The organism is Streptomyces sp. NBC_00090, assembly GCF_045160815.1.
Taxonomy (GTDB): domain Bacteria; phylum Actinomycetota; class Actinomycetes; order Streptomycetales; family Streptomycetaceae; genus Streptomyces.
Genome location: NZ_CP108224.1, coordinates 5390412 through 5405234 on the forward strand (window position 1 = coordinate 5390412; position 14823 = coordinate 5405234).

At 73.4% G+C, this 14823-nt stretch carries 16 protein-coding genes; 14 read left to right on the plus strand and 2 right to left on the minus strand.

Features of this window, described 5'->3' with window-relative positions; translation table 11 throughout:
- Positions 1-17: 17 nt before the first annotated feature.
- Positions 18-1043 (minus strand): type I pantothenate kinase, encoded by a 1026-nt coding sequence (gene coaA / locus OG361_RS24265; protein ID WP_405856712.1) that lies wholly within the window; start codon positions 1041-1043, stop codon positions 18-20.
- A gap of 184 nt (positions 1044-1227) precedes the next feature.
- Here coaA and OG361_RS24270 point away from each other — a divergent pair, with 184 nt between their 5' ends.
- The 9 genes from OG361_RS24270 to OG361_RS24310 all read left to right on the plus strand — a co-directional run bounded on the left by OG361_RS24270 (position 1228) and on the right by OG361_RS24310 (position 10412).
- Positions 1228-1983, plus strand: a complete 756-nt coding sequence (locus tag OG361_RS24270) for a hypothetical protein (protein WP_405856714.1) — start codon at positions 1228-1230, stop codon at positions 1981-1983.
- 102 nt (positions 1984-2085) lie between these two features.
- On the plus strand, positions 2086-3933 hold the full coding sequence (glmS, locus tag OG361_RS24275; protein ID WP_405856716.1) for a glutamine--fructose-6-phosphate transaminase (isomerizing): 1848 nt from the start codon (positions 2086-2088) through the stop codon (positions 3931-3933).
- Between the two features lie 7 nt (positions 3934-3940).
- Positions 3941-4309 carry a holo-ACP synthase gene (locus OG361_RS24280; RefSeq protein ID WP_384560170.1) on the plus strand — a complete coding sequence of 123 codons (369 nt, stop codon included), beginning with the start codon at positions 3941-3943 and terminating at the stop codon, positions 4307-4309.
- 180 nt (positions 4310-4489) lie between these two features.
- Positions 4490-5980 (plus strand): NAD(P)H-hydrate dehydratase, encoded by a 1491-nt coding sequence (locus tag OG361_RS24285; protein WP_405856718.1) that lies wholly within the window; start codon positions 4490-4492, stop codon positions 5978-5980.
- Between the two features lie 261 nt (positions 5981-6241).
- Positions 6242-7186 (plus strand): L,D-transpeptidase family protein, encoded by a 945-nt coding sequence (locus OG361_RS24290; RefSeq protein WP_405856719.1) that lies wholly within the window; start codon positions 6242-6244, stop codon positions 7184-7186.
- 20 nt (positions 7187-7206) lie between these two features.
- Positions 7207-8355 carry an alanine racemase gene (gene alr / locus OG361_RS24295; protein ID WP_405856721.1) on the plus strand — a complete coding sequence of 383 codons (1149 nt, stop codon included), beginning with the start codon at positions 7207-7209 and terminating at the stop codon, positions 8353-8355.
- Between the two features lie 18 nt (positions 8356-8373).
- A complete protein-coding gene (locus tag OG361_RS24300) occupies positions 8374-9591 on the plus strand; it encodes an alpha/beta fold hydrolase (RefSeq protein WP_405856723.1) in 1218 nt (405 codons plus the stop codon).
- Between the two features lie 10 nt (positions 9592-9601).
- A complete protein-coding gene (gene tsaE, locus OG361_RS24305; protein ID WP_141295646.1) occupies positions 9602-10102 on the plus strand; it encodes a tRNA (adenosine(37)-N6)-threonylcarbamoyltransferase complex ATPase subunit type 1 TsaE in 501 nt (166 codons plus the stop codon).
- Positions 10103-10235: 133 nt separating this feature from the next.
- Entirely contained in the window at positions 10236-10412 is a 177-nt protein-coding gene (locus OG361_RS24310) for a hypothetical protein (RefSeq protein ID WP_405856725.1), read from the plus strand.
- Between the two features lie 60 nt (positions 10413-10472).
- On the opposite strand, the gene OG361_RS24315 is transcribed toward OG361_RS24310, so the two are convergent.
- Complete coding sequence (locus OG361_RS24315) at positions 10473-11039, minus strand: hypothetical protein (protein ID WP_405856727.1); 567 nt, start codon at positions 11037-11039, stop codon at positions 10473-10475.
- Positions 11040-11230: 191 nt separating this feature from the next.
- Here OG361_RS24315 and tsaB point away from each other — a divergent pair, with 191 nt between their 5' ends.
- From tsaB to OG361_RS24340, 5 genes are all read left to right on the plus strand, one after another.
- Positions 11231-11887, plus strand: coding sequence for a tRNA (adenosine(37)-N6)-threonylcarbamoyltransferase complex dimerization subunit type 1 TsaB (gene tsaB, locus OG361_RS24320; RefSeq protein WP_405856729.1), 657 nt, complete (start codon positions 11231-11233; stop codon positions 11885-11887).
- A 23-nt stretch (positions 11888-11910) separates the two neighbouring features.
- Entirely contained in the window at positions 11911-12381 is a 471-nt protein-coding gene (gene rimI, locus OG361_RS24325; RefSeq protein WP_405862410.1) for a ribosomal protein S18-alanine N-acetyltransferase, read from the plus strand.
- Entirely contained in the window at positions 12371-13504 is a 1134-nt protein-coding gene (gene tsaD / locus OG361_RS24330) for a tRNA (adenosine(37)-N6)-threonylcarbamoyltransferase complex transferase subunit TsaD (protein WP_405856731.1), read from the plus strand. Before rimI ends, tsaD begins: the two co-directional genes overlap by 11 nt.
- A complete protein-coding gene (locus OG361_RS24335) occupies positions 13501-13755 on the plus strand; it encodes a hypothetical protein (RefSeq protein WP_405856733.1) in 255 nt (84 codons plus the stop codon). Before tsaD ends, OG361_RS24335 begins: the two co-directional genes overlap by 4 nt.
- A 77-nt stretch (positions 13756-13832) precedes the next feature.
- Positions 13833-14684, plus strand: coding sequence for a polysaccharide deacetylase family protein (locus tag OG361_RS24340; RefSeq protein WP_405856735.1), 852 nt, complete (start codon positions 13833-13835; stop codon positions 14682-14684).
- Positions 14685-14823: the final 139 nt, after the last annotated feature.

Sequence of the window (14823 nt, forward strand, 5' to 3'; positions counted from 1 at the left end):
GCTTACGGAGGCCGGATCTAGAGCTTGCGGAGGCTCAGGCGCTGCACCTTGTGGTCGGGGCCCTTGCGGACGACGAGGGTGGCCCGGCCGCGGGTCGGCGCCACGTTCTCCAGGAGGTTGACCTTGTTGATGGTCCGCCACATCGTGCGGGCGTAGTCGAGGGCCTCGTCCTCGGAGACCTGCGTGTACCGCTGGAAGTACGAGGAGGGGTTCTGGAACGCGGTGTCGCGCAGCTTGCGGAAGCGGTTGAGGTACCAGCGCTCGATGTCCTCCGGCCGCGCGTCCACGTACACCGAGAAGTCGAAGTAGTCGGCGAGACCGACGCGCGTACGGCCGTCCTTGCCGGGCAGGGCCGGCTGGAGGACGTTCAGCCCCTCCACGATGAGGATGTCGGGGCGGCGGACGACGAGCCGCTCGCCGGGCACCCGGTCGTAGATCAGGTGCGAGTAGACCGGGGCCGTGACCTCCTCCTTGCCCGCCTTGATGTCCGCGACGAAGCGGGTGAGCGCGCGGCGGTCGTACGACTCGGGGAAACCCTTACGGGCCATGAGTCCGCGCGCCTTCAGCTCCTCCATCGGGTAGAGGAACGCGTCCGTGGTCACCAGCTCCACGCGCGGGTGCTCCGGCCAGCGGGCGAGGAGGGCCTGGAGGAGCCGGGAGACCGTCGACTTGCCGACGGCGACCGAACCGGCGACCCCTATGACGAAGGGGGTGCCGCGCTGCTCCGCGTTTTCGCCGAGGAAGGTGTTGAGGGCGCCGCGGAGACCGCTGGTGGCCTGCACGTACAGGTTGAGCAGCCGGGAGAGCGGGAGGTAGACGTCCCGGACCTCGTCGAGGTCGATGACGTCCCCGAGACCGCGGAGCCGCTCGACCTCGTCCGCGGAGAGCGGGAGGGGCGTCTTGTCACGGAGGTCGCTCCACTCCGCGCGGGTGAGGTCGACGTACGGCGTCGCCTCGGAGGGCCGGCGGTGGCCGGTGCCGTTCCGGGGGGTCCCGTGCCCGGGGCCGTCTCCGTTGGTGCTTCGTGCCGGCGAAGTGATCACCCCGCCATTGTCGGGGGTCGGGGGCCTCCGTGGGTCGTGGGGTCGGTCACGCGACAAAAGCCTTTGTCCGACCGTCGCCGCCGGGCGATCATGCTCATGCCGCGTGTCCTCTGAATCTCACGCGGGGGGAGCCGCCGCAGGGCGGCACGAGAGAAGCAGAGAGCCACCACCCATGCGTACGTCCATGAGAAGCGCCGCCGTCGCCGCCACCGCCGTCTCCCTCGCCCTGCTCGTCACCGCCTGCGGCGGCGGCGAGAAGAGCGACGGCAAGGGCAAGGGCACCGGCAAGGACGCCGCTCCCAGCGCCTCCGCCACGAGCAGCGCACCCGCCAAGACGCTGTCCGCCGCCGAGCTGGAGAAGCTGATCGTCGAGCAGGCCGACCTGCCGGGTCACCAGGTGCAGAAGGCCAAGGCCGGGGAGATCCCCCCGGCCTCCGCGGTCTCCACCGACAAGCCGTCCTGCAAGCCGATCGCCGACGCCATGTCGTACATCGCCACCGGGAAGCCGGCCGCGTCCGCGCAGCGCAAGGCCATCGAGGTGCCGAAGACCGAAGGGGCGTCGGCCTCGCCGGAGGAGGCCCTGGGGGCGCTGGCGGCACCGGTGACGGGCGTGACCCTCGGCTCGTACGACGGGCAGGGCGCCCAGGAGGCCTTCGCCTCGCTGAAGACGGCCGGTACCGACTGCGCGGGCGGCTTCACGCTGATCGGCGGCGGCGAGAAGACGAAGATCTCCAAGGTCGCGCCGGAGACGGTGACCGCGGGTGAGGAGGCGCTCGCCTGGACCGTCACCACCGACCTGGACGGTAAGCCCTTCGTCACCAAGCTGGTCGTCTTCCGTCAGGGCAGCACCCTGGCCTCGTTCTCCACGCTCAGCTTCGGCGGCACGGTCAAGGCCCTGCCGAAGGACATCGTCGACGCGCAGGCCGCCAAGCTCGGCTGACGTCACCCCGGAGTGGCGTCCTGGTCCGGCGGCTGCCGACGCGCAGCCGCCGAACCCGGCCGACTCCGGCCTTCCGGGCCCCTTCCGTCCTAGGCTTCCGACATGTGCGGAATCGTGGGATACGCCGGCGGGCAGTCGGCGCTTGATGTGGTGGTCGCGGGCCTCAAGCGGCTCGAATACCGGGGCTACGACTCGGCCGGTGTCGCGGTGCTCTCCGACGGAGGGCTCGCCGCGGCCAAGAAGGCGGGCAAGCTCGTCAACCTGGAGAAGGAGCTCAAGGACCGGCCGCTGGCCGGCGGCTCCGTGGGCATCGGACACACCCGCTGGGCCACCCACGGCGGGCCGACCGACGTCAACGCCCACCCCCACCTGGACAACGCCGGGCGCGTCGCCGTCGTCCACAACGGCATCATCGAGAACTTCGCCGCCCTGCGCGCCGAGCTCGCCGAACGCGGCCACGACCTGGTCTCCGAGACCGACACCGAGGTCGTCGCCCACCTCCTCGCCGAGGAGTTCTCCTCCGCCGGGGACTTCGCCGAGGCCATGCGGCTCGTCTGCCGCCGCCTCGAAGGGGCCTTCACCCTGGTCGCTGTCCACGCCGACCAGCCGGACGTCGTCGTCGGCGCCCGCCGGAACTCCCCGCTCGTCGTCGGCGTCGGCGAGGGCGAGAACTTCCTCGCCTCCGACGTGTCCGCCTTCATCGCCCACACCCGCTCGGCGATCGAACTCGGCCAGGACCAGGTCGTCGAGCTCACCCGGGACGCCGTCACCGTCACCGACTTCGACGGGGCGCCCGCCGACGTACGGGCCTACCACGTCGACTGGGACGCCTCGGCCGCCGAGAAGGGCGGCTACGACTACTTCATGCTCAAGGAGATCGCCGAGCAGCCCAAGGCCGTCGCCGACACCCTCCTCGGGCGGATCGACGGGGCCGGCCGGCTCACCCTCGACGAGGTGCGCATCCCGGACGCCGTGCTCCGCGCGGCCGACAAGGTCGTCATCATCGCCTGCGGCACCGCCTTCCACGCCGGTCTCATCGCCAAGTACGCCATCGAGCACTGGACCCGCATCCCCTGCGAGGTCGAGCTCGCCAGCGAGTTCCGCTACCGGGATCCGATCCTCACCCAGAAGACCCTGGTGATCGCGATCTCGCAGTCCGGCGAGACCATGGACACCCTGATGGCGCTCCGGCACGCCCGCGAGCAGGGCGCCAAGGTCCTCGCCGTCTGCAATACGAACGGTTCGACGATTCCGCGTGAGTCCGACGCCGTGCTCTACACCCACGCCGGGCCCGAGGTCGCCGTCGCCTCCACCAAGGCCTTTCTGACGCAGCTCGTCGCCTGCTACCTCCTCGCGCTCTACCTCGGGCAGGTACGCGGCACCAAGTGGGGCGACGAGATCCACGCCGTCGTCCGCGAGCTCGCCCGGATCGGCGACGAGGTCGAGCGGGTCCTGGAGACGATGGAGCCCGTCCGGGCCCTCGCCCGCTCCCTCGCCCACAAGAACACCGTCCTCTTCCTCGGCCGGCACGTCGGCTACCCGGTGGCCCTGGAGGGCGCGCTGAAGCTCAAGGAGCTCGCGTACATGCACGCCGAGGGCTTCGCCGCCGGAGAGCTCAAGCACGGGCCGATCGCCCTCATCGAGGAGGACCTGCCGGTCGTCGTGGTGGTGCCCTCGCCCAAGGGCCGTTCCGTCCTCCACGACAAGATCGTCTCCAACATCCAGGAGATCCGGGCGCGCGGTGCGCGGACGATCGTGATCGCGGAGGAGGGCGACGAGGCCGTCGTCCCGTACGCCGACCACCTCATCCGGATCCCGGCCACGCCTACGCTGCTCCAGCCGCTGGTCTCCACGGTGCCGCTCCAGGTCTTCGCCTGCGAGCTCGCCACCGCGCGGGGCAACGAGGTCGACCAGCCGCGCAACCTGGCCAAATCCGTGACCGTGGAGTGAGTGGGAAATGATCATTGGGGTGGGCATCGACGTGGCGGAGATCGACCGCTTCGCCGCGTCGATCGAGCGCACACCGGGGCTGCTCCAGCGCCTCTTCGTCGAGCAGGAGCTGCTGCTCCCGAGCGGCGAGCGGCGCGGGGTGGCCTCGCTCGCGGTGCGGTTCGCCGCGAAGGAGGCGCTGGCGAAGGCGCTCGGCGCGCCCGGCGGGCTGCACTGGACGGACGCCGAGGTGTACGTCGAGGGGACCGGGCAGCCGCGGCTGCGGGTGCGCGGGACGGTGGCGGCGCGGGCCGCGCAGCTGGGCGTGAAGCACTGGCACGTCTCGCTGAGCCATGACGCGGGGGTGGCCTCGGCGGTGGTGATCGCCGAGGCGTGAGCCTTTCGAGGTGTACGAGCCCGGGGCCCGGCCGTTTCCACGGTCGGGCCCCGGGCCGTGTGGCGCGCGACTGCCAGGGCCGGGGTCGGGTTGTTCGCGCACCCCCTGGAGGGGTCCTCAAGCCGCCGCCCAAGCCGCCGCCCAAGGCGGTGGCTTGATGACTGCGGCAGACTGCTGGACATGCGTACCGCTCACTGTGTGGAGACCGTCCGGGCCGCCGAGGCCGCACTCATGGCCCGCCTGCCGGAAGGCGCCCTCATGCAGCGCGCCGCCGCCGGACTCGCCGCCGCCTGCGCCGGGTTGCTGCCACGGGTGTACGGGGCGAGGGTCGTGCTGCTCGTCGGCAGCGGCGACAACGGCGGCGACGCCCTGTACGCCGGTGCCCGGCTCGCCCGGCGCGGCGCGGGCGTCACGGCCGTCCTGCTCGGGGCGCAGGCCCACGAGGGCGGGCTCGCGGCCCTCCGGGCGGCCGGCGGGCGGCTCGCCGACGACCCCTTCGCGGCGCTGGCCGCCGCCGACCTCGTCCTCGACGGCATCACCGGCATCGGAGGGCGCGGCGGGCTCCGGCCCGACGCCGTCCCCGTCGCCCGGGCCGCGCGCGGATCCGACGCCGTCGTCGTCGCCGTCGACCTGCCGAGCGGCGTCGACGCCGACACGGGAGAGGTGACGGGGGAGGCGCTGCGGGCCGACGCGACGGTGACCTTCGGGACGTACAAGCCCGGCCTGCTCGTCGACCCCGCGCGGGAGTACGCCGGGGCGCTGCGGCTCGTCGACATCGGGCTCGACGCCTTCCTCCCCGGGGTGCCGGAGATGGAGGCGCTCCAGCACCAGGACGTCGCACGGCTGCTGCCGGTGCCGGGCGCCGAGAGCGACAAGTACCGGCGCGGGGTCCTCGGGGTCTTCGCCGGATCCACCCGCTACCCCGGCGCGGCGGTCCTCGCCGTGGCCGGGGCGCTGCGGGGCGGGGCCGGGGCCGTGCGGTACGTCGGGCCCGCCGGGGACGCGGTGCTCGCCCGGCACCCGGAGACCCTGGTGCACTCGGGGCGGCCCGAGAAGGCCGGGCGGGTGCAGGCCTGGGTCGTCGGGCCCGGACTCGGCGAGGGACCCGGACACCTCGTCGCGGTCGCCGAGGTCCTCGCCTCCGACGTGCCGGTCCTCGTCGACGCCGACGGACTGCGGGGCCTTGACCCCGCGGTGGTACGGGCCCGCACGGCCCCCACCCTGCTCACCCCGCACGCGGGCGAGGCGGCCGCGCTGCTCGGCGTCGCGCGCGAGGAGGTGGAGGCGGGGCGGCTCGCGGCGGTACGGGAGCTGGCGGAGCGCTTCGGGGCGACCGTGCTGTTGAAGGGGTCGACGACGCTGGTGTGCGGGCCGGGCGCCGGTCCCGTACGGGTGAACCCGACCGGGACCTCGTGGCTGGCGACGGCCGGCAGCGGCGACGTCCTCTCCGGCCTCGCGGGCTCCCTCCTCGCGGCGGGCCTCCCGGCGGTCGACGCGGCCTCGGCGGCGGCGTACCTCCACGGGCTGGCGGCGCGCCGGGCGTCGGCGGGGCTGGAGGGGCCGCAGGTGATGGCGGGGCCCGCGGGGCCGGTGACGGCGGGGCCGGTGACGGCGGGAGAGGTGGCGGAGGCCCTGCGGGGGGCGTGGCAGGACGTGAACGCGCCCGCGTAGGTGGGGGTCGTTTCGTTCCCCCACCCCACCCCACCCCACCCCACCCCACCCCACCCCTTCCCGAAACCCTGCCGGGGCTAGGTGGTGGGTGCCGCTCTCCCGGGGGCTTCGCCCCCGAGCCCCCTGTCCGAAGCAGCGCGCCCGCTTCGCGGCGCCCTCGCTCCGGACGTACACCCCCGCCACCCCCACTCGGGCGAACCCGTTGCCCCACCCGTGGGATACGGCGCGCTGGGATCACGGGGCGGGGCTTGGGTGGGTGGGGTGATCAGTTGGAGAAGTCGTACCGCGCCGCTGTTGTTCGTCCTCGCCGCCGTCCTCGCCCTCGGGCCCGCAGTGGCCGCCGCCGACCCGCCCGAGCCCTCCGCCCCCGTTCCCGCCTCCGACCCGCCCGCTGAGCCGCCCGTACCCGAGCCCGCGTCCGAGCCCGCGTCCGAGCCCGCGTCCGAGCCCGCCGAGGTGCTCGTCCCCGGGGTCGTCGGGGGCGGGCGGGCCGAGTACCCGATGGATACGCCCGATCAGGTGCTGCCGCCGCTGCGGTCCGAGGGGGACGTGCCCGTGCCCGAGCCGGAGGGGGACGTCGACGAGCTCGTCGAGTACCTGCCGCGAAGTGCCGTCGGGGCCACCTGCACCGCGAAGGCCGGGACCTACCAGCGACAGGTCGAGCGGCTGCTGAAGCTGCGGGTGGACGGCAGGCAGTCCGCCGCCGACTGCAAGGCCATCAAGGCGTTCCAGGTGAGGGAGAAGATCAAGCCCGCCATCGGGTACGCGGGGCCCGTCACCTGGGCCCGGGCCGAGCTGCTCGCCGCCCGGAAGAACCTGGACCCGGGCCGCCGCTGCCCCGTGAAGAAGTACGCCGTCGCCTGCGTCGACCTCGACCGCCAGCTCATGTGGGTGCGGAAGGACAAGAAGGTGACCTACGGGGTGGTGAACGTGCGGAGCGGGCGGGCCGGGTACGCCACCCGTACCGGCTGGCACACCGTCTACTGGCGCCACAAGGACCACTGGTCGTCCATCTACAACACCCCCATGCCGTACTCCCAGTTCTTCAGCGGCGGGCAGGCCTTCCACGCCGTCTACGGGCAGCTCGCCACGCCCACCGGCAGCCGCGGCTGCGTCAATCTCAGCTACCGCAACGCCGAGAAACTGTGGGGCGTCCTCCGTAAGGGTGACCGGGTCTACATCTGGGGGAAGCGGCCCGGTAGCTGACACCTGAGAGACTGGGCGCGATGACTGAGACACCTCCGCCCCGCAGAGCCCGCGCCGAGATCGACCTCGGTGCGCTGCGTGCGAACGTCCGCACGCTGCGCGCCCGTGTCGCCCCCCACGTCCGGATCATGGCCGTGGTCAAGGCCGACGCGTACGGACACGGCGCCCTGCGCTGTGCCCGCGCCGCCCTGGACGCGGGCGCGGACTGGCTCGGTACGGCCACCCCGCACGAGGCGCTCGCCCTGCGCGCCGCCGGGATCACCGACGTCCCCGTCCTGTGCTGGCTCTGGACCCCCGGCGACCCCTGGGACCAGGGCATCGAGGCCGGTCTCGACATGTCCGTGAGCGGGATGTGGGCTCTGGACGAGGTCGTCGAGGCGGCGCGGCGGACGGGGAAGCGCGCCCGTGTGCAGCTCAAGGCCGACACCGGGCTCGGGCGCAACGGCTGCCAGCCCGCCGACTGGCCCGAGCTGGTCGGGGCCGCCCTGGAGGCGGAGGCCGAGGGGCTCGTGAAGGTGACCGGGCTCTGGTCGCACTTCGCCTGCGCCGACGAGCCCCACCACCCCTCCATCGCCGCGCAGCTCGACGTCTTCCGGACGATGCTCGACCACGCGGAGAAGGCGGGCGTCGCCCCCGAGGTCCGGCACATCGCGAACTCGCCGGCCACCCTCACCCTGCCCGAGGCCCACTTCGACCTGGTCAGGCCCGGCATCGCCATGTACGGCGTCTCGCCCAGCCCCGAGCTCGGCACCTCCGCCGAGCTGGGGCTCCGGCCGGTCATGTCGCTCAAGGCGAGCATCGCCCTCGTCAAGCACGTACCGGCCGGGCACGGCGTCAGCTACGGCCACCACTACGTCACCGGCGACGAGACCACGCTCGGCCTCGTCCCGCTCGGCTACGCCGACGGCGTCCCCCGGCACGCCTCGGGCCGCGGCCACGTCCTCGTCGGCGGCACCGTCCGGACGATCGCCGGCCGCGTCGCCATGGACCAGTTCGTCGTCGACCTCGGCGGGGACACCCCCGAGGCCGGCTCCGAGGCCGTGCTCTTCGGCCCCGGCGACCGGGGCGAGCCGACCGCCGAGGACTGGGCGGTGGCCGCCGACACCATCGCGTACGAGATCGTCACCCGGATCGGCGCGCGCGTCCCGCGCGTGTACCTGGGCGAGTAGGCGAGCGAGGGGGACGACGTGGGCGACACCGGTGGCACGGGTACGAGCAGCTGGCGGCGGGCCGGGTTCGCCGGGGCCGCGATAGGCGTCCTCGCCGCGGGCGCGGCCGCCGGAGTCGCCGTCGAGCGGCTCACGGTCGGCCGCTCGGTGCGGCAGAAGGCCCGGCTGGCCCTCGACGCCACCGGCCCGTACGGCAGTCTCCGCGGCACCTCCGGCCGGGCACTCGCCGACGACTCGACCGTCCTCTACTACGAGGTGGACGAGGTGGACGGGGTGGACGGGGCCGAGGCGGACGAGGCCCGGCCGGGCTCGTCGGCCGGTCGCCGCCGGCGGCTCTTCGGGCGCAAGGAACCCGCCCCCGTCACCGTCGTCTTCAGCCACGGCTACTGCCTCAACCAGGACTCCTGGCACTTCCAGCGGGCCGCGCTGCGCGGTCTCGTCCGCACGGTCCACTGGGACCAGCGCAGCCACGGCCGCTCCGGCCACGGCATCGCCCAGTCCGGCCCGGACGGGGTGCCCGTCTCCATCGACCAGCTGGGCCGCGACCTCAAGGCCGTCCTCGACGTCGCCGCGCCCGAGGGGCCGCTCGTCCTGGTCGGGCACTCGATGGGCGGCATGACGGTGATGGCGCTCGCCGAGCGGTTCCCGGAGCTGATCCGCGACCGGGTCGTCGGCGTCGCCTTCGTCGGGACCTCGGCGGGGAGGCTGGGCGAGGTCTCGTACGGGCTGCCGCTCGCCGGCGTCAACGCCGTCCGGCGGGTCCTGCCGGGGGTGCTGCGGGCGCTCGGCTCCCAGGCGGAGCTGGTCGAGCGCGGGCGCCGGGCGACGGCGGACCTGTTCGCCGGGTTGATCAAGAAGTACTCGTTCGCGTCGAAGGACGTGGACCCGGCGGTCGCCCGCTTCGCGGAGCGGATGATCGAGTCGACGCCGATCGACGTGGTGGCGGAGTTCTACCCGGCCTTCGCCGAGCACGACAGGACGGCCGCCCTCGCCGCCTTCGCGGAGCTGCCGGTGCTCGCGCTCGCCGGGGACAACGACCTGGTGACCCCCAGCTCCCACACCGAGGCCATCGCCGATCTGCTGCCCGACGCGGAGCTGGTCATCGTCCCCGACGGCGGCCACCTGGTGATGCTGGAACACCCCGAGGCCGTCACCGACCGGCTGGCCGACCTGCTCGTACGCGCGGGGGCCGCGCCGGGGCCGGCGACGGTGAGGACGGACGTCCGCAAGAGTTAGGTTGGCTGGCATGGAAGCAGCGCACCCGCCCGTCTCCGGCGCCACTCTCGCCATCGACTCCCCCGAGCAGATGGGAGACCTCGGCCGCCGGCTCGCGAAAATCCTCCGCCCCGGCGACCTCGTCATGCTCACCGGTGAGCTCGGCGCCGGGAAGACCACCCTGACCCGAGGCCTCGGCGAGGGGCTCGGGGTGCGTGGCGCCGTCACCTCGCCGACCTTCGTCATCGCCCGCGTCCACCCGTCCCTGGTCGGCGGCCCGGCCCTCGTGCACGTCGACGCGTACCGCCTCGGTGGCGGTCTCGACGAGATGGAGGACCTCGACCTGGACGTCTCGCTCCCCGAGTCCGTGGTGGTCGTGGAGTGGGGTGACGGCAAGGTCGAGGATCTGACCGACGACCGGCTGCACGTCCTCATCCACCGGGTGACCGGCGACACCGACGACGACCGGCGCACGGTCGTGCTGCGCGGGATCGGCTCGCGCTGGGCCGACGAGGACCTCGATCTCGGCTGACGGCGGGCCGTGGCGTACGTCGGATCGTAGGAGCTTCCGACAACGTGTCGGCAAGATATTGCGTGGGTCGTACGTGCCGTGGTGACATGGATGCACGAACTGGTTAGGTGTACCTAACCTACGGGAGGCATGCATGGCCACGCCACAGCGCGCGGAAGCGGAACAGGGCTGGGACCACGTCTCGATGGGTGAGCTGCTGGCGTCCTGTGCCGCCGCGCGCGCCCTGTCGACCCCGCCGCTCCGGCCCGAGCCGGCCGAAGCGGAACGGGCGGGCGACGAGAAGCTCGTGCGGAGGGACGAAGCCGCTTAGGGCCTGTCCGGCGGACCAGGGCCGGACATGCCCTGGGAAACGGCCGGCCTCAGGCCTGCCTCAGGCGACGACGACGACCTTCGCGCCGATCACCGCGAAGGTCCACAGCGCGTCCCCGTCCGCACGCTTCATGCGGATGCCGCCCGTCTTCCTCGACGGGTCCGGGGTCGGCGTCGAGCCGTCGACCGCCGCGCTGAAGCCGATCGCCACGTCCTCGGTCTTCGCGAACCGCACCACGTGCTCGATCTGCACGCCGTCCGAACCGCGCACGGAACCCGACCGCGAGGTCACGGTGTACGCCCCCGGCTCCGGGTGCACCGTGCTCGGCATCACCGAGAACGTCCGGGTGGCCTTGCCCTTCGCGTCCACCAGCCACACCCGGCGGTCGGCCAGCGCGTACACGACCCGCTCGCCGCTGCCCGAGCTCGCCGGGACCGCCAGCGGGTTCTTCGCCGGCTGCTTCGGACCGCCGCTCGGCGAGATGGAGGGGGCGGCCGTGCCCGGCGTCTTCGGCTTCGCCGACAGATCGGCGGGGGCGCTCGCCGAGGCCTGGTACGCGAGGACGCCGACCGCGACGACGGCCGCCGCGGTGAGCCCGGCCACGAATCCCGAGCTGCTCCTTGCCACCGTGCCCACCTCTCGTACGAACGTATCGAAGGGTGACGGTAGCAGCCGGTGCCCCCGGGGGTCGGGCGCCGTGCCCGGTCGGTGGTCCGGTGGGCGGCCGGCGGGTTCCTCCGTCCCGCCGGTGCCTCGCGGGTGCCCTGCCGGGGCCTCCGCCGGGGCGCCGCCCGCCCCGGGAGCCGTAGGCTGTTCGCGTGCTGTTGCTCGCCATGGATACCGCCACCCCCGCCGTCACCGTCGCCCTCCACGACGGCGAGGCCGTCGTCGCCTCGTCGAGTCAGGTCGACGCCCGCCGCCACGGGGAGCTGCTGCTGCCCGCCGTCGACCGGGTCCTCAAGGAGGCCGGGCTGAAGCTCGACGCGGTCACCGGGATCGTCGTCGGCGTCGGCCCCGGCCCCTACACCGGCCTCCGCGTCGGCCTCGTCACGGCCGCGGCCTTCTCCTCCGCGCTCGGCGTGCCCGTGCACGGGCTGTGCACCCTCGACGGCCTCGCGTACGCCTCCGGGATCGACGAGCCCTTCGCCGTCGCCACGGACGCGCGCCGCAAGGAGGTCTACTGGGCGCGGTACGCGGACTCCCGCACCCGGGTGACCGACGCCGCCGTCGACCGGCCCGCCGAGATCGCCGAAGGGCTCGCGGGCCTGCCCGTCGTCGGCGCGGGCGCCCGGCTCTACCCCGAGGCCTTCCCCGACGCCCGCGACCCCGAGCACCAGTCGGCCGCCGCCCTCGCGGCGCTCGCCGCGGAGAAGCTCGCGGCCGGCGGTGAGGGATTCCTCGACCCGCTGCCGATGTACCTGCGCCGCCCCGACGCGCAGGTGCCGAAGAACTACAAGGTGGTCACGCCCAAGTGACCGGCGGCGTCGAACTGCGCGAGATGCGCTGGTGGGACATTGCCCCGGTGCTCGCCCTCGAGGACGAGCTCTTCCCCGAGGACGCCTGGTCGGAGGGGATGTTCTGGTCGGAGCTCGCGCACGCGCGCGGCCCCCGGGCCACCCGGCGCTACCTCGTCGCGGAGGACCCGGAGGGGCGGCTCGTCGGGTACGCGGGGCTCGCCGCGGCCGGCGGACTCGGCGACGTGCAGACCATCGCCGTCGCCCGCGACCAGTGGGGCAGCGGCCTCGGCGCCCGGCTCCTCACCGACCTCCTCCACCACGCCACCGCCTTCGAGTGCGACGAGGTCCTCCTCGAAGTGCGCGTGGACAACACCCGGGCCCAGAAGCTCTACGAGCGCTTCGGCTTCGAGCCCATCGGTTTCCGGCGCGGCTACTACCAGCCCGGAAACGTGGACGCGCTCGTGATGCGACTGACCGTTCAAGGAACTGAGACTGATTCTGATGGCTGCTGACGAACCCCTCGTACTCGGCATCGAGACCTCCTGCGACGAGACCGGCGTCGGCATCGTCCACGGCACCACCCTCCTCGCCGACGCCGTCGCCTCCAGCGTCGACACCCACGCCCGCTTCGGCGGCGTCGTGCCCGAGATCGCCTCCCGCGCCCACCTGGAGGCGATGGTCCCGACGATCGAGCGCGCCCTGAAGACGGCCGGGATCTCCGCGAAGGACCTCGACGGCATCGCCGTCACGGCCGGCCCCGGCCTCGCGGGCGCGCTGCTCGTCGGCGTCTCGGCCGCCAAGGCGTACGCGTACGCCCTCGGCAAGCCGCTGTACGGCGTCAACCACCTCGCCTCGCACATCTGCGTCGACCAGCTGGAGCACGGCAAGCTGCCCGAGCCGACGATGGCCCTGCTGGTCTCCGGCGGCCACTCCTCGCTGCTGCTCTCCGCCGACATCACCTCCGACGTGCGCCCGCTGGGCGCCACCATCGACGACGCGGCCGGCGAGGCCTTCGACAAGATCGCCCGCGTCCTCGACCTCGGCTTCCCCGGCGGCCCGGTCATCGACCGGCTCGCCAAGGAGGGCGACCCGGCGTCGATCGCCTTCCCGCGCGGTCTGAGCGGCTCCCGGGACCCCGCGTACGACTTCTCCTTCTCCGGCCTCAAGACCGCCGTGGCCCGCTGGATCGAGGCCAAGCGGGCGGCCGGCGAGGACGTGCCCGTACGGGACGTGGCCGCGTCCTTCCAGGAGGCGGTCGTGGACGTCCTCACCCGCAAGGCCGTCCGGGCCTGCAAGGACGAGGGCGTCGACCACCTGATGATCGGCGGCGGCGTCGCCGCCAACTCGCGGCTGCGGGCGCTCGCCCAGGAGCGCTGCGAGCGGGCCGGCATCCGGCTGCGGGTGCCGCGCCCGGGCCTGTGCACGGACAACGGCGCGATGGTCGCGGCGCTCGGCTCCGAGATGGTCGCCCGCAACCGGCCGGCCTCGGACCTGGAACTGTCGGCGGACTCGTCCCTGCCGGTGACGGACCCGCACGTGCCGGGAGCGCAGCACGACGGGCACGGTCACGGGCACGGGCACTCCCACGACCACGACCACGTGCACGAGGTCAGCAAGGAGAACCTGTACTCGTGAGGCTCACGCTCATGTGGGAGGCGCGGGCCGCCCAGGGCCGCGGCGCCGAGCTCCTGGAGTGGGCGCGGGCGCAGCTCCTCGCTCGCGAGCCGATTCGCCGGGAGATCTTCAGGGCGCCCCAGGACCGGGTCCTCGTCCTCACCTGGTGGGAGGCGGAGGCCTTCGACGCCGAGCTGCCCGAGCTGCCGGAGCCGGACGCCGAGCTGATCACCCGTCCGGTCCACCGCTGGCGCTTCGAATCGGTCGAGTAATCGGTCGAATAGCCGAACGGGCGACGCGGGTTCGAAAGTAGAGCAACCTTTCGACCGGCGTCGGCATCCCACAACGTGTGAAGAAGACGATCGCGCTGTGGGCGGCGCTGACCGCCGTGACCCTCCTGGTGACCGGCTGCGCGGCGGAGGAGCCCGACGCCGCTCCGGCCCCGGCGAAGGCGACCGCACCCGCGGTCGCGCCCTCCGCCGGGCACCGGGCACCCGGAGCCGCCGGAGCTCTGGGCTCCGCCGCCGCGTACCGCAAGTGGGGACTCAGGCCCTTCGCGGCCCCGCCCGCACCTCCCGAGACGAAGCCGGTCGCCCGGAAGCCCGGCGGTCCCGTCCCCGTCATCAGCGAGATCCCCACCACCGAGAAGATCGTCTTCATCACGATCGACGACGGGGCCGAGAAGGACCCCGAGTTCGTGACGATGATGAAGGAGCTCAAGGTCCCGGTGACGATGTTCCTCACCGACTCGGCGATCCGCGGCGACTACGGCTACTTCGCCCCGCTGGCCGCACAGGGCCACGGCGTCGCCAACCACACCCTCACCCACCCCGACCTCCGCACGCTCTCCCAGGAGGCCCAGCGCCGGGAGATCTGCGGCCAGCAGACGGAGCTGGCGCGGCGGTACGGCACGACCCCGCGCCTCTTCCGCCCGCCCTACGGCAACTGGAACGAGGCCACCCGCGCCGCCGCGGGCACCTGCGGGGTGGACGCGATCGTGCTGTGGCGCGAGTCCATGCAGATCAAGAACATGCAGTACCAGCGCGGGGACAAGCGGCTGCACCCCGGCGACATCATCCTGGCGCACTTCCGGGGCCCGGCCGAGCTCAAGGGCCGGACGATGACCGAGATGACGGCGACGATGCTGCGCCGCATCCAGGAGCAGGGCTTCACCGTGGCCCGCCTGGAGGACTACGTCTAGGGCGTGCGTCGAAAGTCCCGCCTGCCCTTCGGGCAGACGGCGCTACTTCCGACGCACGCCCTAGAAGATTCCTCCGGCGCGGTGTCGATGCGGGCGCGGCCCGTTCGACGTATGTGTGGAAGGCGGGGAACGGCCCCGC